Annotated in this window: 20 protein-coding genes and 1 riboswitch; of the genes, 16 read left to right on the forward strand and 4 right to left on the reverse strand. The window is 49.0% G+C overall.

Going from position 1 to position 18,705, the window contains the following annotated elements; genetic code table 11:
* Positions 1-209: 209 nt before the first annotated feature.
* Positions 210-680 carry a DUF3237 domain-containing protein gene (locus OCV11_RS20440; protein WP_261897851.1) on the reverse strand — a complete coding sequence of 157 codons (471 nt, stop codon included), beginning with the start codon at positions 678-680 and terminating at the stop codon, positions 210-212.
* A 179-nt stretch (positions 681-859) separates the two neighbouring features.
* Between OCV11_RS20440 and cobU the strand changes: the two genes are divergently transcribed.
* Entirely contained in the window at positions 860-1,435 is a 576-nt protein-coding gene (gene cobU, locus OCV11_RS20445; protein WP_261897852.1) for a bifunctional adenosylcobinamide kinase/adenosylcobinamide-phosphate guanylyltransferase, read from the forward strand.
* Complete coding sequence (locus OCV11_RS20450; protein ID WP_261897853.1) at positions 1,432-2,049, forward strand: histidine phosphatase family protein; 618 nt, start codon at positions 1,432-1,434, stop codon at positions 2,047-2,049. Before cobU ends, OCV11_RS20450 begins: the two co-directional genes overlap by 4 nt.
* Here OCV11_RS20450 and OCV11_RS20455 read toward each other — a convergent pair.
* The 3 genes from OCV11_RS20455 to cobA are packed head-to-tail and all read right to left on the reverse strand — an operon-like array spanning position 2,046 to position 4,811.
* Complete coding sequence (locus OCV11_RS20455; RefSeq protein WP_261897854.1) at positions 2,046-2,909, reverse strand: GHMP family kinase ATP-binding protein; 864 nt, start codon at positions 2,907-2,909, stop codon at positions 2,046-2,048. The two genes, OCV11_RS20450 and OCV11_RS20455, sit on opposite strands and share 4 nt — an antisense overlap.
* A complete protein-coding gene (gene cobD, locus OCV11_RS20460) occupies positions 2,902-3,981 on the reverse strand; it encodes a threonine-phosphate decarboxylase CobD (protein WP_261897855.1) in 1,080 nt (359 codons plus the stop codon). The genes OCV11_RS20455 and cobD overlap by 8 nt, the downstream gene beginning before the upstream one ends.
* 56 nt (positions 3,982-4,037) lie before the next feature.
* Positions 4,038-4,811 carry a uroporphyrinogen-III C-methyltransferase gene (gene cobA / locus OCV11_RS20465; protein WP_261897856.1) on the reverse strand — a complete coding sequence of 258 codons (774 nt, stop codon included), beginning with the start codon at positions 4,809-4,811 and terminating at the stop codon, positions 4,038-4,040.
* Between the two features lie 712 nt (positions 4,812-5,523).
* Positions 5,524-5,706, forward strand: a riboswitch (cobalamin riboswitch).
* A gap of 114 nt (positions 5,707-5,820) precedes the next feature.
* Between cobA and OCV11_RS20470 the strand changes: the two genes are divergently transcribed.
* From OCV11_RS20470 to cobS, 14 genes are all read left to right on the forward strand, one after another.
* A complete protein-coding gene (locus OCV11_RS20470; protein WP_261897857.1) occupies positions 5,821-7,242 on the forward strand; it encodes a cobyrinate a,c-diamide synthase in 1,422 nt (473 codons plus the stop codon).
* Positions 7,239-8,189 (forward strand): adenosylcobinamide-phosphate synthase CbiB, encoded by a 951-nt coding sequence (gene cbiB, locus OCV11_RS20475; RefSeq protein ID WP_261897858.1) that lies wholly within the window; start codon positions 7,239-7,241, stop codon positions 8,187-8,189. The genes OCV11_RS20470 and cbiB overlap by 4 nt, the downstream gene beginning before the upstream one ends.
* Positions 8,190-8,198: 9 nt before the next feature.
* A complete protein-coding gene (locus tag OCV11_RS20480; protein WP_261897859.1) occupies positions 8,199-8,891 on the forward strand; it encodes a cobalt-precorrin-8 methylmutase in 693 nt (230 codons plus the stop codon).
* The gene (gene cbiD, locus OCV11_RS20485; protein ID WP_261897860.1) at positions 8,888-10,096 is read left to right on the forward strand and encodes a cobalt-precorrin-5B (C(1))-methyltransferase CbiD; all 1,209 of its coding nucleotides are present in this window, start codon (positions 8,888-8,890) and stop codon (positions 10,094-10,096) included. The genes OCV11_RS20480 and cbiD overlap by 4 nt, the downstream gene beginning before the upstream one ends.
* Positions 10,093-10,698, forward strand: a complete 606-nt coding sequence (locus OCV11_RS20490) for a cobalt-precorrin-7 (C(5))-methyltransferase (protein WP_261897861.1) — start codon at positions 10,093-10,095, stop codon at positions 10,696-10,698. Before cbiD ends, OCV11_RS20490 begins: the two co-directional genes overlap by 4 nt.
* Positions 10,685-11,260 carry a decarboxylating cobalt-precorrin-6B (C(15))-methyltransferase gene (locus OCV11_RS20495; RefSeq protein ID WP_261897862.1) on the forward strand — a complete coding sequence of 192 codons (576 nt, stop codon included), beginning with the start codon at positions 10,685-10,687 and terminating at the stop codon, positions 11,258-11,260. The genes OCV11_RS20490 and OCV11_RS20495 overlap by 14 nt, the downstream gene beginning before the upstream one ends.
* Complete coding sequence (locus OCV11_RS20500; protein ID WP_261897863.1) at positions 11,247-12,011, forward strand: cobalt-precorrin-4 methyltransferase; 765 nt, start codon at positions 11,247-11,249, stop codon at positions 12,009-12,011. The genes OCV11_RS20495 and OCV11_RS20500 overlap by 14 nt, the downstream gene beginning before the upstream one ends.
* The gene (locus tag OCV11_RS20505) at positions 11,998-13,086 is read left to right on the forward strand and encodes a cobalt-precorrin 5A hydrolase (RefSeq protein WP_261897864.1); all 1,089 of its coding nucleotides are present in this window, start codon (positions 11,998-12,000) and stop codon (positions 13,084-13,086) included. Before OCV11_RS20500 ends, OCV11_RS20505 begins: the two co-directional genes overlap by 14 nt.
* Positions 13,071-13,865 (forward strand): precorrin-3B C(17)-methyltransferase, encoded by a 795-nt coding sequence (locus OCV11_RS20510; RefSeq protein ID WP_261897865.1) that lies wholly within the window; start codon positions 13,071-13,073, stop codon positions 13,863-13,865. Before OCV11_RS20505 ends, OCV11_RS20510 begins: the two co-directional genes overlap by 16 nt.
* Positions 13,862-14,665 carry a precorrin-6A reductase gene (cobK, locus tag OCV11_RS20515; protein ID WP_261897866.1) on the forward strand — a complete coding sequence of 268 codons (804 nt, stop codon included), beginning with the start codon at positions 13,862-13,864 and terminating at the stop codon, positions 14,663-14,665. The genes OCV11_RS20510 and cobK overlap by 4 nt, the downstream gene beginning before the upstream one ends.
* An 86-nt stretch (positions 14,666-14,751) precedes the next feature.
* Positions 14,752-15,543 carry a sirohydrochlorin cobaltochelatase gene (gene cbiK, locus OCV11_RS20520; protein ID WP_261897867.1) on the forward strand — a complete coding sequence of 264 codons (792 nt, stop codon included), beginning with the start codon at positions 14,752-14,754 and terminating at the stop codon, positions 15,541-15,543.
* Entirely contained in the window at positions 15,540-16,265 is a 726-nt protein-coding gene (locus OCV11_RS20525; RefSeq protein WP_261897868.1) for a cobalt-factor II C(20)-methyltransferase, read from the forward strand. Before cbiK ends, OCV11_RS20525 begins: the two co-directional genes overlap by 4 nt.
* A 94-nt stretch (positions 16,266-16,359) precedes the next feature.
* Positions 16,360-17,910 carry a cobyric acid synthase gene (locus OCV11_RS20530; RefSeq protein ID WP_261897869.1) on the forward strand — a complete coding sequence of 517 codons (1,551 nt, stop codon included), beginning with the start codon at positions 16,360-16,362 and terminating at the stop codon, positions 17,908-17,910.
* Positions 17,911-17,912: 2 nt separating this feature from the next.
* A complete protein-coding gene (gene cobS, locus OCV11_RS20535; RefSeq protein ID WP_261897870.1) occupies positions 17,913-18,671 on the forward strand; it encodes an adenosylcobinamide-GDP ribazoletransferase in 759 nt (252 codons plus the stop codon).
* The last annotated feature ends 34 nt before the right edge of the window (positions 18,672-18,705 follow it).

Raw genomic sequence — 18,705 nt, forward strand, 5'->3', positions numbered from 1 at the left:
GCGTTAGTGTTGTGATAAAGCGCCGTTTGCGGTGCGCTAAGTGCTGGAATTCAATGGACTTAGATTACCATTGAAGACTATCCACAAAAATGGTCATTATGTGGAATCATATTCGCCAAAACGTGGATAATCCCGTCAGTACCCTTGGTTTATCAAGTGAAGGGCACTAAACGCGGTTGGTGTTAGCAATGGTGACGAGTTTGATTAGCTTACTTAACGCGATACATATCGAGGAACACACCAGTTGCACTGCGCGCAGCACTGCAAACGAACAGTGATTCGGTTAGCCATTTCAGGTTGTCGCTGTACACTTCAAAGGTTGGCGTGGTTTTAAAGTAAATCTCCTCTTTAGGGATCTCGTTAAAAAAGCTCATGTCATCGCTGAACAATTGGGCGCGCCATTGCTCTGGGATACGACGAATGCCGTTGTTTTCGATATAGAAGGTGTCGCCATCGTTGGTTTCAACCGCGTAGCGAGCCGAAAGATGACATAAACCTTCGCTGTCGATGATCTGTGAATCGATACCGCCGGGAAGCACTTTGCCTTCAATCGCGCCGCTGACTACGCCAGAGGCGATAGGGATCAATTGACGCTTACCATGGGTTTGGGATTGGCTGACCACAATCGGTTTATCAACCTTGATTTCGATACGAAATGAGAATTCAAATTCAGGAATCATAACTTCACACAATAGTAGAAAAATTTAAGACAAAACTGTGAATATTCAACAAGATCTTCAAGGGATCGTTTGGGAATATTGTGCTTTATTGGTAACATATCCGGCCACGTTAAGCCAAGTTTTTCCGGCTTTGCCAAGCTCATTTACTGTGGTGTTACTGCCACCTCAAAGGAAGTTCGATGCCAGTCCATTTTTTACTCGGTGGTGCCCGCAGTGGTAAATCCAGCTACGCAGAGAAATACGCCAAAGTACTTTGTCACCACAAAACCCAGCAATCGTTGCCCAGCCAATTGCACTATGTCGCTACCGCAACGCCATTTGATGACGAAATGCGCAGCCGTATTCACACCCATCAATCAAGGCGTGGTGAAGAGTGGCAAAACCATGAAGTTCCTAGAGCATTAGTCGAACAGATTGAACGCTTCAATGGCGATGATGTGGTACTGATCGACTGTTTTACCCTATGGCTCAATAACGTGATTTATAACGAAGGAGAGACAGCAGATGCGGCGCTTATCGACAGTGAAGTGCAGCGCTTGGTTCAGGCGCTAGCAACAACACCCGCCACGATCTTCTGTGTCTCTAATGAAGTGGGATTAGGTATCGTGCCCTTGGGTGAAGTTACCCGTTTGTATGTCGACCATGCAGGTTGGATGAACCAAGCGGTCGCAGCAATAGCCGACACCGTGACCTTTATGGCCGCAGGTTTGCCGTTAGCAATGAAAGGTAAGCCGCTGGCTGAGGAGATAGGATGAGTAAGCTCAATTTTTATTTGATTCGTCATGGCAAAACGCAGATGGCGAATGCGCTCAACGGCAGCACGGATGTGCTGGTGGACGATGATATTCAAGATGAAATGGCCGCTTGTATTCAAGCTGGTCCTGTAAAGCAGATCGTCAGTTCGCCACTGCGTCGCTGCTTTGATGTGGCTGACCGCTTAAATCCGGAACAATTTGAGATCCGCGTGGAAGCAAACTGGCGCGAGCTCGATTTTGGTCGCTACGACGGCATTCCTTATGATGAATTAGGGGATGCATGGGCAGAGTTAGAAGCGTTTTGGGCTGACCCATTAGCCCATCCATTACCTGAATCTGAGCCTTTGGATCAAGGTTACTATCGCGCAGTTGCGGCATGGAAACACTTGGTTGAGCAAGCACAACAAGACACCATAGTGATCACCCACGGCGGGATGATTCGCTTTGTGTTGGCGCATCTTTTAAACGTGGATTGGAAAGATCCCAAGTGGTATAGCGTGCTGAACATTACTAACCAGAGCGTTACTCATGTTCAGCTGCTACGCTATGAAGGGAAAGAGTTTTTTAGCGTCCAAGGGGTGGGGATTCCGTTAACCACCACGACCTTTGATTAACGCAAACCACCCTGAATCATTTTTTGTCGGTGTTGGCTATGGTAAAAACCGAGCACATCAATTTGGCGAATCTGCTGAGCAATCTTTTCCACATCGTGGCGGCTTTCATCATACAAAATGCCAATGACGCTGCCACTGTGGGCGAGGTTAATGCCATACAACCCTTGGCGCTCTACCATATCGAGTAAGGAGTAAAACAGGGGCTTTGGCAGCACTTTTTGACTCTCAATCGCGCTGAGCGTTGCTGCTTCTCCTAATAGGGCTTTGTCTTGCTCGTGCACTGCGCTGCGCAGTAAACGATGCGCTTTTTCCAGTTGATCTGCCGAGGCTTGCAGCGTTTCATAGCGGCGCATGCGGTGATAATCGGCGGTTTCTAGGCTAATTGAGCTTTCAAGGACCAATACGTTGATTGGGTCGATATCCCCAAGGGTTTCAATTACTTCACCTTGGTTGTGGTCAAATAGCGTTAACTCTTTGAAAATCGTGCCGTCGGTTGGCTCAAGAGAAGCACATAGATGCGCCAATTCCACTTCGGTCAATTCACGATTGAAATAGCGCGCGGTCGCCATCATAGTAGCTGCGATGTCTGCTGTACTGCTCGCCATGCCTTTGGCTTTCGGAATGGTACTTTCCACATGAACTGAGAGATCTTGCGCTGCTTCTTCAGACTGACCCAAAAAGGTTAAGGTGAGGGCAAACGCTTTGCGCGCCATAAACCCAATATTGGTGGGAAGGTCAGGGTTTCGGCTTACCTCAACGGTTGCAAACCAATCGATAGGACAGGAGACCAATTTTTCATTTCCGCCGATCCAGCCTTGAATTAACTCACCACAGGAAGCGGGGCAACTTGCTTTAGCCATGATGTAAAACCTCTTTTAATGCCGAAATCAGCTGGATATTGGCCGCACGGGATTTGATTGCAATACGATAAAACTGTTGATTTAACGTTGGGTAATTGGCGCAACTGCGAATCAGTATGCCGTGCTTCATCATTTGAGCTTGCAGCTGACTATTAGGCTCAAGATGTTTAAAAAACAGATAATTAGCACTGGGTTTAAAGGCCCTAATGCCGGGTAGCTCATTGAGTTCCTGCCATACCAATGTCTGCTCCTGCTCTAACCAGTGTAGAGTCTGTTCAACATATTGGGTATCAGCAAACAGAACTTCACCTGCTAATGCAGCTAATGCATTGATTGTCCAAGGCTCACGCTGATCGCGCATTTCATCCAGCAGGATTTGATTGGACGACAAAAGATAGCCTAAGCGCAAACCAGGCAACGCATAAAACTTGGTCAGTGAGCGCAAAATGGCGACATGAGAGTAATGGGCTAACTGAGCCACCAAACTTGGCGTATCACGCATAAAGTCGATGAACGACTCATCGATAAACAGTGCGATATTCAGTTGGTGGCAACGCGCAACGATACTAAGCAAAAGATCGTGGTTTGGCATTAACCCCGTCGGGTTATTGGGCGTACACAGAAAGAGCGCATCAAAGCTCTCATCCAGTGCCGATAACAGTTGCTCAGTGAGGGCAAAATCATCGGTCTCTTGTAGATCGAATTGCACGATTTCACAGCCAGCGCGAACTAACGCGCGGCGGTATTCGGCAAAACTCGGTTCAACTAACAAGGCTTTTTTAGGCTTTAGATGATTGGTCCACAGGAAAATCAGTTCAGTTGCACCATTGCCAGCAATGACCTGTTCCACCGGTAAGCGGTGATGGGCAGCGATGGCTTGGTGCAACTTGAGGTAATCAATATCTGGGTAATGCTCAAGACAATCGAGTTGGTCGATGATGGCTTGTTTAACACTGTGCGGCATACCTAAGGGGTTAATATTGGCGCTAAAATCAATGACCTGTTCCGGCTCTAAACCGTACTTTTGTGCCATTTGAATGACATTTCCACCGTGTTGCCCACTTTTGGCCATACGCGCTTCCCAAATTATATTGATGTTGTGTTGTTATAATTATTATTACTGGCCACTTAGTTAGTGAGTGCTAGAGATTGTATCTCTTGATGCGTGGCAGTAAATTCCAAAATTGTGTGTTTTTCCGCTACCTTACCGATAACAATCAGGGCAGGAGAGCGTAATCCAGCGTCTTGCACCAAGGTGGCGATACTGTCTAGGTTACCGCACACCACTTGTTGTTCTTTACGTGATGCATAGCGAACAACGGCAACCGGCGTTGAGGCCTCTTTGCCACATAACATCAGCGACTGACAGATGTGGTCCAGTTGGCTCATGCCCATCAACACTACTAAGGTGCCATCGAGTTTGGCGTATTGTGACCAATCAACCTGATCTTTGCCTTCTTTACGATGTCCGGTAATCACATGAAAAGAAGAGGCGCAATCACGATGGGTGACAGGAATGCCCGCATAGGCCAAGCCACCAATCGCAGAGGTGATACCCGGCACCACTTCAAACGGGATTTGGTGTGGGATCAGCGCTTCTGCTTCTTCACCACCGCGACCAAACACGTAGGGGTCGCCACCTTTTAGCCGAACAACATTCTGCCCCTGAAGTGCATGTTTTATCAAGATATTATTGATTTCTTCTTGTGGTATAGGATGAAAGTTAGGGGTTTTGCCCACATTGATCATTTCACATTGCGCACTTGCTTCACTGAGCAACTCTTTACACACAAGTCGGTCGTAGACCAAGACATCAGCTTGGCGGATGCAGTGCAATCCTTTCACTGTGATAAGGGTGGGATCTCCTGGGCCTGCTCCGACGAGCCATACTTTTCCTGGCATAGTTACATTTCTCTTTATTCAGCCTTGATAGCCATCATGCTGCCTTGCGATGGTTTATCGAGCACTATCTTATTGATGTTATTTGGTATCTGCGTTTGACAGTAACACCGCTGATCGCCTCTTTTTTTGAGCCACGACAATAATGTGTCAGTTAATAACGATTTACGAAAAAATAAATAGAGAAATAAACAGAGTAATAAAATAGTGCCGCGAATAAATGAAATTATTTCAATTTGTAGATGAATAAAATTCAATTTAGCCGAAGAAATCACCAATGTGGTGAAATATTTAAAGCGTTTGATTTTCCGGAAAGAATTTATTTTGTGCAATTTGGCTAAGATGGCAAGAAAACCAAATTCTGTTGATCTACATCATTGATTGACTAGGTCAAATATTAATATGGTAGCACTTCAAATTTGTGTAACAGCACAGAAAGTGATGACCATTAAGGTGATTTAAGTTCATCAATAGATCATCGATATTAGCGAGATTGGCGTAATTATGCAGTTGTGCAACATCTGGCTAAAAATTTGTGCTGTTATTCGCTTTTAGCGCGCTGGTGCTTGGTTACATTAAAGGTGCTTGGTTCTATAACTTGGATACCTAGCTTGGTTACATAGCAAGGGTTATATGGAAAGGGTCACGAAGGTAAACAATGCAGCGCAAAGCGCATGTCGCTTGGGATAAGCTTGAGGTATAGTAGCACGTTTATTTATCCGTTTTTCATAGAGATGCGCATCGTTTGAGCGATGCACCGGAAGTGAGGTGAGAATCCTCCGCAGCCCCCGCTGCTGTAATGCTGACAATTTGGCTAAAACCACTGTTTGTAGAAAACGGGAAGGAGCCAAAGCGAATGACGCTAAGCCAGAAGACGAGTCACTATGAACTCCAAACTCCTTCGGTGGGAAGAGAGTGGAAACAGTCGAGCAGAGCTGCCGTATGGGAGTTGCTGTAACACTTGTTTTTCAGATCTCTCCGCCAAGGACTTACTCATACCTTGTGGTGGAATATGAAAGCATTTGTGATTGCCGGAACAAACAGTGGTTGTGGAAAAACAACCATGACTTTGGGTCTATTAAAGGCGCTAACCAATCGCGGTTTAGCGGTACAACCTTATAAAGTCGGACCGGACTATATCGATACCGCTTGGCACACTCGTGTCAGTGGCGTGGCATCGCGTAATTTGGATGCCTTTATGCTGCCCGCAGAAACCATGCGTTCTCTTTTCTATTCTCATACTTCCCAAGCCGATATCGCCGTGATTGAAGGGGTGATGGGCCTTTACGATGGCTATGGCGTCGACCCGCATTATTGCAGCACAGCAGGCCTTGCCCGTGATTTGAATCTACCGGTGATTTTGGTGGTGGATGGACGAGCGGTGTCTACTTCGGCAGCAGCGACCGTGATGGGTTTTCAACACTTCGACCCTGAACTCAATATCGCTGGGGTAATTTTCAATAACGTCAATTCCGATAGCCATTTGGATTTGATTCGCGCGGCAGTGGAAAAATACTGCCAAATTCCCGTATTAGGTCGCCTACCTAAGTTGCCAGAAATCGAATTGCCTGAGCGCCATTTAGGTTTGTTGACGGCGCAAGAATCGTCACGCTTTGACCCACATTGGCAAACTCTTGCTAAGGCAATTGAAGAGCACATCGATTTGGATGCCTTACTCGCCATCAGTGATATTGCCGACCAAGAAGCAGGCTTTAGTGAGTTTGATTTTTCCGAACCTGAAGCGCCGGTTGCACAAGCGGGCTTGGGTTTAACCGTCGCGCTAGCGCACGACAACGCGTTTAACTTTTATTATCAAGATAACCTCGATTTACTTGAGCAGCAGGGCGCGACCATTGTGCGTTTTAGCCCTCTAGAAGATGTCGCCGTACCCGAGTGTGATTTGGTGTACATCGGCGGCGGTTATCCTGAATCGTATGGCGCACAATTGGCGCAAAATAGCAGCATGCTTGCATCACTGCGCACCCTCCATCAACAAGGTACCCCAATTTATGCCGAGTGTGGCGGCTTGATGTATCTCGGCGACAGCCTTAGCGATACTAACGGGGACACACACCCTATGGTGGGGATTTTGTCTGGCAGTAGTGTGATGACTAAGTCATTGAAACGTTTTGGTTATTGCTTTGCTACAGCCAATGTTAATACAGTGATTTGTCCGCAACAGACTGTGTTACGCGGTCACGAATTTCACTATTCCGAGTTTACGACCGAGCTTGAGCCCGTGTTCGATATGACCAAAGAACGCGATGGTGACATCATTTCGCGTTGGGGTGGTGGTTATCAAGTCGGTAATACCTTAGCGACCTATCTGCACCTGCATTTTGCTCAGCAGCCCGAGCTGATTCAGCATTGGTTTACGCTGGCGAAAGAGCAGCAACAGTTGCGTATTAACTCAACCCAAGAGGCAACAAAATGAGTCTCGTCATCATCTGGTTTGCGTTTCTTCTCGATTGGCTGATTGGCGATCCGCCGAGTTGGCCGCATCCGATTCGTTGGATAGGAACGTCCATCAGCCGGATGGAGAAATGGCTGCGCAGCTTAGGTGAAAAGCCGCAGTGGCTCTACATCGCAGGTGGCATTTTATGGGTGGTGATCGTTGGTGGAAGTTACGCGGTCACGCAAGGTTTGCTGTTTAGTCTGTTCCATTGGCACTGGTTATTGGGATCGGCGGTCGAGCTTTGGCTGGCACTGACGGTACTGGCGGGTAAATGCCTCAAAGATTGCGCTTTGGATGTGATGAAGCCCCTCGAACAAGGGGATTTAGGCCAAAGTCGCATCATGCTCTCCTACATTGTTGGTCGTGATACTTCACAACTCGAAGCGCCGCAAATTACTCGCGCCACGGTCGAAACCGTGGCGGAAAACAGTGTCGATGGCGTGATTGCACCGCTCTTTTATCTGTTCATTGGAGGCGTGCCGTTGGCGATGGCCTACAAGGCGATCAATACCCTCGATTCGATGGTGGGTTACAAAAATGACCGTTACCGCGAGTTAGGCTTTGTTTCGGCTAAGATGGATGATTTATTCAATCTTATCCCAGCACGTTTAGGTTGGTTGCTGTTAACCATCGCCGCGTGGGTGCTCAAACTGGATTGGCGTAGTGCGCTGCACATTGGCTGGCGCGATCGCTATCAGCATAAAAGCCCCAATTCTGCTTGGTCAGAGGCGACTGTGGCAGGCGCGCTGGGTGTGCAATTGGGTGGGCCAAATCGCTATTTTGGTCAGATGGTGGAAAAACCATGGATTGGCGATCTTAAGCGCGATATTGAGCCGCAAGACATCGTCAATGCGAACCAAATGTTGTTTGTTGCTTCGTGCGCCGCACTGATTATTTTCACACTTTGTTCTTGGATTATGCATTAGGGAATCACTATGACCTTTATTCAACAGCCGCAACTCATTGAAAGCACAAGCTTTGAAATCATTGACGGCATCATCGCGGAAGAGTTTCCCGAGTACCGTTTTCACAATGAGTTAGAGAAAAAGATCATCACCCGCGCCATTCATACCACAGCGGATTTTGATTGGTTGGAGATCTTAAAATTCTCACCGGATGTGTTGGATAAATTGCAACAAGCGATTCGCTCGGGTTGCACCTTAGTCACCGATACCACCATGGCGTTATCAGGCATTAACAAACGCTTATTAGCCGAATACGGCTGCGAAACGCGCTGTTATATCGCTGATCCAGAAGTGGCCGAAATTGCCAAAGCCAACGGGATTACTCGCTCTATGGCTGCGGTCGATAAAGTGGTGCAAGAAGAGGGTAACCATGTGTTCGTGTTTGGTAATGCGCCAACGGCGTTGTTCCAATTGCTCAGTCATGAAGGGCGTTTTGATGCAGCTGATTTGCCCATCGCCATTGGTGTGCCGGTAGGCTTTGTCGGTGCAGCAGAATCAAAACAAGCCCTGCACGAAAGCCGTTTCCCACACATTGCAGCGCTTGGTCGTAAAGGCGGTAGCAATGTGGCGGCAGCCATTATTAATGCAGTGCTGTACCACATTCGCGATATGGCAGCCGACGATGCAAAAGCCCAAGCCAATCACAATAAGGCAAACGCATGAGCGAAGAGACTCAGCAAGCCTCACCGATTAGCGCCAGTGCCAGCCCCGGCGGCGAGGAGTTAGTGTGGCATCGCGGTAAAGCTTATCGCAAAGGTTACACCACCGGATCGTGCGCCACGGCTGCGGCGAAAGTAGCCGCCTTGATGATTGCGCGCCAACAGCTGATCTATCAGGTATCGATTGTGACGCCATCAGGTGTGACGCTCAATTTGAATGTGGAAGAGCCTTCCATTCAAGGCAATGAAGCGGCCGCGGCGATACGCAAAGATGGTGGCGATGATGTGGATGCCACTCACGACATGTTGATTTTTGCGCGTGTGTCCTTGTTAGAAGAGAGCACCGACATTGAAATCACCGGCGGTGAAGGCGTGGGTGTAGTGACGCAAAAAGGCGTCGGTCTACCGATTGGTTGGGCGGCAATCAATAAAACGCCACGTCATACCATCGAGCAAGAAGTGCGCGGCGTGATTGGCCCTAATCAAGGGGCAAAAGTGGTTATCTTTGCTCCAGAAGGAGAAGAGCGTGCCACGCGCACCTACAACGCTCGGTTGGGCATTGAAGGCGGCATTTCCATTATAGGCACCACGGGCATTGTGACGCCGATGTCGGAAGAGAGCTGGAAACGATCTCTTGCGATTGAGCTGGAGCAAAAACGCGCCTTTGGCATGGAAGAAATCATTTTCGTGCCGGGCAATCATGGCGAACGCTTTGTCACCGATGAGCTGCATTTAAGCGGCGATTTGGTTGTGAACATGAGCAACTTTGTCGGCTACATGCTGCAAGAAGCCAATCGCCTGCAATTTAAACGGGTGATCATGGTCGGGCACTTGGGCAAATTGGTCAAAGTGGCGGCGGGGGTGTTTCATACGCACTCCCATGTAGCGGATGCGCGCATGGAAACCTTGGTCACGCATTTGGCTTTACTTGGCGCGCCGAACGATCTGCTCAAAGCGGTGTTTGCTTGCCCGACCACCGAAGCCGCAATGGAGCTGATTCACGAGCAAGGTTTTGATGACGTGTATGACGAAATCGCCAAAGCGATTGTCGAAAAAGTCGAGCATATGCTGCGTTATGCCACGCATAAGATGACTTGCGATGTGGTGCTGTTTTCTTACGACAACATTGTGCTCGGTGCAAACCGCCCAGTGAGCGAGATGGTTGGCGAGGTAGCCGATAAGTCGGTTCCCAAAGGAGACTTAGCATGATCAGCGTAATAGGCACCGGACCCGGCGATAAAGCGCTGATCACGCATGCAGCGCAAGCTTTGATTGATGAAGCGGATGTGCTGGTTGGCTGGCGACGTCTCCTTAGTGAATTTGATGGTCACCCAGCAGAAAAACATCTGATGGGCGTCGACATCGATGCCACCATCGAATGGCTGCGCGTTAATCAATCGCGCAAGATTGTGGTGCTCGCCTCGGGAGACCCCATGCTGTTTGGCATAGGTAAACGCATTGCCGAAGCCTTTGCTGAACATGAGCGCCAAATTGTGCCTGGCATCAGCTCGATTCAAGCGCTGTTTAGTGCGGTCGGGCTGGATATGAACGATGTGTACATCACCAGTAGCCACGGCAAGCAGCCCAATTTCGATTTTATTTTAATGCACGATAAAACGGCATTAGTGACCGATAAGGTGATTGGTCCTTATCAAATCGCACAGGAAATCCTGGCGCGCGGCTTCAAACGGACCTTGATCATCGGTGAAAACCTCGGTTACCCAAGCCAACGGATTTCTGTACTTACTCCCGAGCAAGTGCAGCCAGAATATGACATGAATGTGGTGATAATAGTCAATGAAAGACAGTGAATTTTTACGGGGCGAAACCGTCCCAATGACCAAACGCGAAGTGCGTTCTGTAGTGTTAGAACGTCTCGAACTCAATAGTGCTAGCCGCTTTGTGGATGTTGGCGCTGGGACGGGCAGTGTCGCGATTGAAGCGGCGATTCGTCACCCTAACTTAAACATTCTTGCTATCGAGCAAAAGCCACAAGCGGTTGATCTGATTAAAGATAACTGCCAACGCTTTGGCTGCGAACAGATCCGCATTCTTGCTCAGACCGCGCCTTGCGATTTTACCGGTCATGTGGATGCGATGTTTATCGGTGGCAGCGGCGGTAATCTTACCGACATCATCGATTGGAGTTTGCAGCACTTAGTCGAGAAAGGCCGTTTGGTGTTGAGCTTTATCCTGCAAGATAACCTCAGTGAAGCGCTGAATCACTTGAAACAGTGCGAGGTGGATGACCTCGATTGCTGTCAAATCTTGGTATCCAACTACGCGACGCTGGGGAAAGGTTACTACTTCAAACCAAATAACCCCACTTATGTGGTCTCTTGCAAGAAGGGGAAAGCTCATGGCGACATTTGATCCCTCAATGGTCTATTTCGTGGGTGCAGGTCCCGGTGACCCAGAACTGATCACCCTCAAAGGCTACAAAATTTTAAGCCAAGCTGACGTAGTGATTTACGCGGGATCGCTGATCAATAAAGAGCTGCTCGATTACTGCAAGCCCGAAGCGGAATGTCATGACAGTGCCTATTTGCACCTTGATCAAATTACCGAATTGATGGTGAACGGCATCAAAGCTGGCAAGCTGGTGGTTCGTCTGCAAACGGGCGATTTGTCGCTGTACGGTTCGATTCGTGAACAAGGGGAAGAGCTGGCAAAACACGGCATTGGTTTTCGCTCTGTGGCGGGGGTCTCTTCTTTCTTGGGTGCAGCGTCGGAACTGGGCGTGGAATACACGGTGCCAGAGGTGTCACAAAGCTTGGTGATTACCCGCATGGCAGGTCGTACGCCAACCCCTGAGTTGGAATCGATTGAACGCTTTGCTGCGCATCAAACCTCTATGGCGATTTTCCTTTCAGTACAAGGCATTGAAAGTGTGGTGAAACAGCTTCTCAAAGGCGGTTACCCACAAGAGACGCCAGCGGCGGTGGTGTACAAAGCGACATGGGATGACTGCCAAATCATTCGTGGCGATTTAACCAATATCGCTGAGCAAGTGAATGCCGCGGGAATTAATAAAACCGCACTGATTTTGGTCGGGCGCTTCTTAGGGGAAGAGTATCACTACTCGAAACTCTACGATGCGGAGTTTAGCCATGAGTATCGCTGATCCCGCAAGGGTATCGTTACTCTCGTTAACCCCGGGTGGGCAGGCATTGGCCGAGCGCATTCAGGCGTTATGGCCAGTGAAGTGTTACTGCGCAGAGAAATACCTCAAACCGGGTTTTACCGCATTCAGTGGCAGTTTTGCTGCCACCTTAGCGGAAGCCTTTGCTCGTGATGAAGCGATCATCGTGATTGGCGCGTGCGGGATTGTGGTGCGCACCTTAGCGCCACTAGTGCAAGACAAGTTGCACGATCCCGCCGTACTGGTGATGGATGAAAAAGGGCAGCATGTGATTAGCTTGCTTTCTGGGCACATTGGCGGCGCGAACGAACTAGCGTGTCAATTGGCAGCGCGTGTGGGCGCAACCCCGGTGATTACCACCGCAACAGATGTAAACCAGATTTGTGCGATTGATGTGTTGGTTAAGCAACTTGGTGCCACCATGGTGGATTTTCGTGACGCAGTCAAAGTGCTCAATCAAGCCTTGGTCAGCGGTGAAAAAGTGGGGATCTATTTTGATCCACGCACGATCGCTTGGCTCGATTTGGATCTCAATCGGCTCGATTTACGTGGTCTAACACGGCTTAAGCAGCCAAGCGAAGCCGTTGATTGCGACCATGTGCTGCTGGTCTCGATGCAGCAAGAGTTAGGTGAGTGGTCAGCACTTTCAAATGCTTATCAGATCGTGCCGCAGCAACTTGTGGTCGGCATGGGCTGTCGCCGCGACCTTGAGCCGAGTTTGATGGCGCAGAGCTTTGCGCAATTATTGCACGAGCGCAATTGGCATCCTTTGGCGTTAACCCAGTTTGCCAGCATTGATGTCAAACAAGACGAGCCTGCGATTTTGCAGTTGGCTCAACAGTATCACGCTTCGCTGAGTTTTTTCAGCGCGGCACAATTAAACGATTCGGGCTGGAGCGGCCCAGAATCGGAGTTTGTTAGAAAAACGGTCGGTGTTGGCGCCGTTTCTCAGCCCTCAGCCTGGATCATTAGCCAAGGGTGTTTGGTCGGAGATACCGTGAAACAACAAGGCATGACCTTCACTTTTGGAGTTAAAAAAGCATGTTATATGTGGTAGGTATTGGCCCTGGCGGCCTCGATATGATGACCTTTGAAGCGCGCCGCGCCATTGAAGAATCGGATATTATTGTGGGTTACAAAACCTACACCCATTTGATGAAAGAGCTGACGGGCGACAAAACCGTGATCAAAACGGGTATGTGCGCTGAGATTGAACGTTGCACGACCGCACTAGAGTTGGCTCAAGAAGGAAAAACCGTCGCGATCATCAGTAGTGGCGATGCGGGCGTATATGGCATGGCGGGCTTGATTTTAGAAATGGTGACACGCCAAAAATGGGACGTGGAAGTGAAAGTGATTCCGGGTATGACCGCGAGTATCGCTGCCGCTTCTGTGCTTGGCGCACCTTTGATGCATGATTTTTGTCACATTAGCTTGAGTGACCTATTAACCCCTTGGGAAGTGATTGAGCAGCGCGTGAAATCTGCAGCCGAAGCGGACTTTGTGGTCTGTTTCTACAACCCACGCAGTCGCGGTCGTGAAGGTCACTTAAAACGCGCGTTTGAACTGATGTCGCCGTTTGTGGATGGCAAAACGCCCGTGGGAATTGTCAAAGAAGCGGGTCGTCGTAAAGAAGAAAAATGGATCACCACGTTCGAAGAGATGGATTTTGAATTGGTGGATATGCGCACCTTGGTGATTGTCGGTAACAAATCGACTTACATCGAAAACGGTTTGATGGTGACACCGCGCGGTTACTCTGTAGAAGGCAAGCGTGACGCTGAGCTGACAGATGTAGAGCATGCAGATTCTGAATTGGCAGGTAGCGCGCAGTGAGTTCACCACAACTCCTCGTGTTTGGTGGCACGTCCGATTCGATCGCGCTGTGCGGCGCGATTGAGCAGCTCGGCTTACCTTACACCTTTTCTGTGGCGACCGATGCGGGTCGCCAAATGGCGCAAGGCACCGATGGCAAGCCCAGCATTCAAGGTGAGTTGATTGTCGGGCGCATGGACGCACTGCAAATGCAGCAGTGGATGATGGAACATCAGATTACCCATGTGATTGATGCCGCTCATCCGTATGCGCAAGAGCTGCGCCAAAACATCATGACCGCGGCAACTGAGCTCGGTTTGCCTTTGATGCGTTTTGAACGCCTAAGTCAGTCGATTGAACATGAGCTTATCACTCGCGTTCATTCGGTAGCTGAAGCGTGTGAAATGGTGCAAAAGCAAGGTTGGCACAAAGTGCTGCTCACCACAGGCAGTAAAGATCTCGCGACCTTTTGTGCGCAGCTACCTGAGCAGATGTTGATTGCACGAGTTCTGCCAACGGCGGAAGTGCTTGAGCAGTGTGAAGCGTTAGGCCTTGGCGTGGATAACATCATCGCGATGAAAGGTCCGTTTAGCGAAGCCTTAAACCATGCGGTGTATCAAACAGTTGCACCGGATGTGATGGTGACCAAAGAGTCCGGTCAAGCGGGCGGTTTTTTGGAAAAAATGCGCCCGTGTTTAGAGCTTGGCATTGCTTGCATTGTGATTGAACGACCTCAGCCGGTGTTAAATGGTGAGTACAGCGCGTTATTGCACGATATTGATGCCTGTAAGGCTCTGTTGGCGAGCTATCACTCGCTGTAAAAATGAATTTATTCAGTAGGCGCTGCCTGCTGATACTACTAGCCCTTTCACACCAACTGGGTGTGAAAAAGAGAGTGGAACAAACTATGAAAAAAGCCTTGTTAGTGATCAGCTTTGGGACCAGTTATCCCGAGACAATGGAAAAAAACATTGTCGCTTGCGAGCAGACTTTAGCCGATGCTCACCCTGATCGCGATGCGTTTCGCGCGTTTACGTCGTCAATGATCATCAAGAAGTTAGCGCGTCGCGATAACGTGCAGATCAATAACCCACAACAGGCGCTACAAGCCTTACTCGACGCTGGGTATCAGGATGTGTTGGTACAATCTCTGCACATCATCAATGGTGACGAGTATGAAAAAATCGCCCGTGAGATCCAAAGTTTCCAAGGCAAATTTGCTCGTTTAAACATTGGGTTACCGCTACTTAGCAGTTACGATGATTATCAAGACTTAATTAAAGCGATTGAGTATCAATGTCCGAGATTGGAAGCCGATGAACGTTTAGTATTGATGGGACACGGCGCGACGCACCACGCGTTTGCCGCTTATGCCTGTTTAGATCACATGCTGATGGACAAGAAATTGCCGATGGTGGTTGGCGCGGTGGAAAGCTACCCAGAAATCGACACCGTGATTGAACGTTTACACAAAGAACAGGTGCGTAAAGTGTACCTGATGCCACTGATGCTGGTGGCGGGCGATCATGCAATTAACGACATGGCTTCGGACGAAGAGGACTCATGGAAAACGGTCGTGACGCAAGCGGGCATTGAAGCGGAACCGATCGTGCAAGGGTTGGGGGAAAACCCATTAATTCGCGAGATGTTCGTCAACCATTTGGCACAAGCGATCACTAAATTGGAGAACGTCGCATGAGTGAAGGAAAACTTTACGCCATTGGCACGGGACCTGGCGCGAGCGATTTAATCACGGTTCGCGCGGCGCGTTTACTAGAGAAATTGGATGTGTTGTATGCACCAGCCGGGCGCAAAGGCGGTGACAGCTTGGCGCTATCGATTGTTCGTGAGTATCTTGGCGAGCAAGTGGAGATTCAAGAGCGTCATTTCCCAATGACCGCCAATGCGGATGAAAAGCAAGGCGTGTGGGATGAAGTGGCGCTGGATATCGAAAACGATGTGCGCGCAGGCAAACAAGTGGGCTTTATTACTCTAGGCGACAGCATGTTGTTTGCCACTTGGGTGTTCTTGCTTGAGCGTTTACACAATAAAGGCTTAGCACTGGAAGTGATTCCGGGCATCTCCTCTTATTCTTGCATCGCTTCTGCAGCTCAGTTCCCGCTGGCGATGGAGCAGCAATCCATGGCAGTGATGTCATGCACCGCAGAGCCAGAAGTATTAACGGCCGCATTGCAAAATCACGAGTGCGTGGTGCTGATGAAAGTCTATGGACGCTTTCAACAAATTCGCGAGCTGCTGCGAGAGCTCGATTTAGTTGAGCATGCGGTGATGATGGCCAATGCCTCTATGGAAACCGAAGTGACTTACCGGGATTTAATGGCGGTGCCAGATGATGAAAAGCTGCCGTATTTTTCGACCATAGTGGTCAATCGTGCGTGGAGCGCCAAGATTTCCGGCTAATTTAGCTTCAGAAAAGCAAGGCGTTATCGAACATAGCGCCTTTTCTGTTACTATCGGCCACTCGTTAGCGATAGCACAATACAAAGGAGAAGGCATGAGTCGTGCCATCATGATTCAGGGTACAGCCTCTGACGTTGGGAAAAGCATTCTTGTAGCCGGTTTATGCCGCATTTTTAAACGTAGAGGTGACGCTGTCACTCCATTTAAAGCGCAAAATATGGCGCTCAACTCGGGCATCACCAAAACCGGTGAAGAGATGGGACGCGCGCAGATTTTTCAAGCAGAAGCGGCAGGCATTGATGCCGATGTGCGCATGAATCCGGTATTACTCAAGCCGACCGGCGAGCGCCGCTCGCAAGTGATTGTGATGGGCAAAGTGCTCGACAATATGGAAGCCGTAACCTATCACGAGTACAAACCGCAACTGCAACAAAAAGTGTGGCAAGCCTTTACCGAATTGGCTCATGAATACGACACAGTGGTACTCGAAGGCGCGGGAAGCCCGGCAGAAATTAACCTGCGTGATCGCGATATTGTCAATATGGGCATGGCCGAACTGATTAACGCCCCGGTGATTTTGGTGGCGGATATTGATCGCGGCGGCGTGTTTGCCTCTATCTACGGCACCATCAAACTGTTGGCACCCCAAGAGCAAGCGCGTGTTAAAGGCGTGATCATCAACAAATTTCGTGGCGATGTCGCATTACTCGAATCGGGCTTACGCCAAATTGGAGAACTGACCGGTGTGCCAGTGATTGGTGTGGTGCCGTATCTTAATGTCGATTTGGAAGAAGAAGACGGTGTGGCGCTGCAACCGGAAAAACTGCGCCAGCAACTCGGCATTCATAGCGACCGTGAAAAACTCGATATCGTGGTGGTGAGCCTGCCGCGCATTTCTAACTTCACCGATTTTAATGCACTAGCGGCACAACCTGACGTGCAGCTGCGTTACGTGAATAAACCTGCGCAAATCGGCAAGCCTGACTTGCTGATCATTCCCGGCAGTAAAAATACCCTTGGCGATTTAACCTATCTTAATGAATCGGGTTTTAGTGTGGTGATTCAAGAGTTAGCAGCTCAGCAAGTGCCTGTACTTGGCATCTGCGGCGGCTATCAAATGCTGGGTAAACAGCTGATTGATGGGGTGGAATCGGGCATTGACGAAATGCCTGGTTTAGGTTTGCTCAACACCGTGACGCGTTTTGCTAAAGAGAAGCACACCACGCAAGTGATGGCGCAAATGATCTCTGGGTCGGGGCTTTTTTGCGACGATACCACGCTGCAAGGCTATGAAATACATATGGGCGACACCGAATTGGGTGAAGGCATGCAGCCTTTAACCACGATTCAATCGCGTAATGGTGACGTTGTCACTGTGAGTGATGGTGCGGTCAGTGCCGATGGTTTGGTGGCGGGCACCTATATTCACGGACTATTTGATAGCGGTGCGTATACACGCCGTTTACTCAACCGTTTACGTCAACGCAAAGGACTACAATCTCTAGCGGATGACGTGTTTGATTATGTGGCGTACAAAGATAGCCAGTTTGAACTGCTTGCCGATGAACTTGAAAAAGTGCTTGATGTCGAACAACTTGAGCGCATTATGAATGATTTTCCACTCACGTTGGCAAAGGATAACTAAGCATGAAACTGTTTTTCGCAACCCTACAATTTATGAGTCGAATTCCGGTTCCGCAGCATTGGACCGATGGATTTGAATTTAAAGAATCGTATAAAGGGATCATCTATTTCCCTTGGGTTGGCTTGATACTCGGTGCTTTAGCGGCGTTTGTAACCCACATTGCTGCCGATTATCTGCAACTGGGTAACGGCGTGAGCGCAGTGATTTATGTACTGATGATGGCGATATTGACCGGCGGCTTACACCTTGATGGGCTAGCGGATACCTGTGACGGTATTTTCTCGGCGCGCACTCGTGAACGCATGCTCGAAATCATGAAAGATAGCCGCATTGGTACGCACGGCACTTTGGCGCTGATTTTTGGTCTGCTACTCAAAGTGGTGGTGGTAGCGAAGCTGCTGCAAATGAGTCCACATGCGGGTTATGCGACTTTGATCATTGCGCCGGTGGTCAGCCGCGCATTGATGTCGGTGTTGATGTACGAGCAAGAGTACGCCCGCGAAAATGGCTTAGGGAATATTTTTATTGGCAAAATCAGCGGCCAAGCGTATCTCATCACCTTATTAACCAGCTTTATTTTGCTGTTTTTTGCTGTCGGTGGCATGGCGTTTGCTGTGTTTATTTTGTCTTATCTCTTTAGTTTGCTTTACCGTTATTACATCAATCACAGTTTAGGTGGACAGACAGGAGATACGCTAGGAGCCGGTAACGAGTTGTTTGAAATCATAGTATTGCTGTGTGCAGCGAGTATGATTGCCTAACAGCGTTAAGTAAGAGTAATTAGTTAGGAGTAAG

Origin of the sequence: Vibrio porteresiae DSM 19223 (assembly GCF_024347055.1) — a bacterium.
Lineage (GTDB): Bacteria > Pseudomonadota > Gammaproteobacteria > Enterobacterales > Vibrionaceae > Vibrio > Vibrio porteresiae.

Coding starts and splice junctions, on each gene's coding strand:
- OCV11_RS20440 (WP_261897851.1), bottom strand. CDS start 680: ATGATTCCTGAATTTGAATTCTCATTTCGTATCGAAATCAAGGTTGAT.
- cobU (WP_261897852.1), top strand. CDS start 860: ATGCCAGTCCATTTTTTACTCGGTGGTGCCCGCAGTGGTAAATCCAGC.
- OCV11_RS20450 (WP_261897853.1), top strand. CDS start 1,432: ATGAGTAAGCTCAATTTTTATTTGATTCGTCATGGCAAAACGCAGATG.
- OCV11_RS20455 (WP_261897854.1), bottom strand. CDS start 2,909: ATGGCTAAAGCAAGTTGCCCCGCTTCCTGTGGTGAGTTAATTCAAGGC.
- cobD (WP_261897855.1), bottom strand. CDS start 3,981: ATGGCCAAAAGTGGGCAACACGGTGGAAATGTCATTCAAATGGCACAA.
- cobA (WP_261897856.1), bottom strand. CDS start 4,811: ATGCCAGGAAAAGTATGGCTCGTCGGAGCAGGCCCAGGAGATCCCACC.
- OCV11_RS20470 (WP_261897857.1), top strand. CDS start 5,821: ATGAAAGCATTTGTGATTGCCGGAACAAACAGTGGTTGTGGAAAAACA.
- cbiB (WP_261897858.1), top strand. CDS start 7,239: ATGAGTCTCGTCATCATCTGGTTTGCGTTTCTTCTCGATTGGCTGATT.
- OCV11_RS20480 (WP_261897859.1), top strand. CDS start 8,199: ATGACCTTTATTCAACAGCCGCAACTCATTGAAAGCACAAGCTTTGAA.
- cbiD (WP_261897860.1), top strand. CDS start 8,888: ATGAGCGAAGAGACTCAGCAAGCCTCACCGATTAGCGCCAGTGCCAGC.
- OCV11_RS20490 (WP_261897861.1), top strand. CDS start 10,093: ATGATCAGCGTAATAGGCACCGGACCCGGCGATAAAGCGCTGATCACG.
- OCV11_RS20495 (WP_261897862.1), top strand. CDS start 10,685: ATGAAAGACAGTGAATTTTTACGGGGCGAAACCGTCCCAATGACCAAA.
- OCV11_RS20500 (WP_261897863.1), top strand. CDS start 11,247: ATGGCGACATTTGATCCCTCAATGGTCTATTTCGTGGGTGCAGGTCCC.
- OCV11_RS20505 (WP_261897864.1), top strand. CDS start 11,998: ATGAGTATCGCTGATCCCGCAAGGGTATCGTTACTCTCGTTAACCCCG.
- OCV11_RS20510 (WP_261897865.1), top strand. CDS start 13,071: ATGTTATATGTGGTAGGTATTGGCCCTGGCGGCCTCGATATGATGACC.
- cbiK (WP_261897867.1), top strand. CDS start 14,752: ATGAAAAAAGCCTTGTTAGTGATCAGCTTTGGGACCAGTTATCCCGAG.
- OCV11_RS20525 (WP_261897868.1), top strand. CDS start 15,540: ATGAGTGAAGGAAAACTTTACGCCATTGGCACGGGACCTGGCGCGAGC.
- OCV11_RS20530 (WP_261897869.1), top strand. CDS start 16,360: ATGAGTCGTGCCATCATGATTCAGGGTACAGCCTCTGACGTTGGGAAA.
- cobS (WP_261897870.1), top strand. CDS start 17,913: ATGAAACTGTTTTTCGCAACCCTACAATTTATGAGTCGAATTCCGGTT.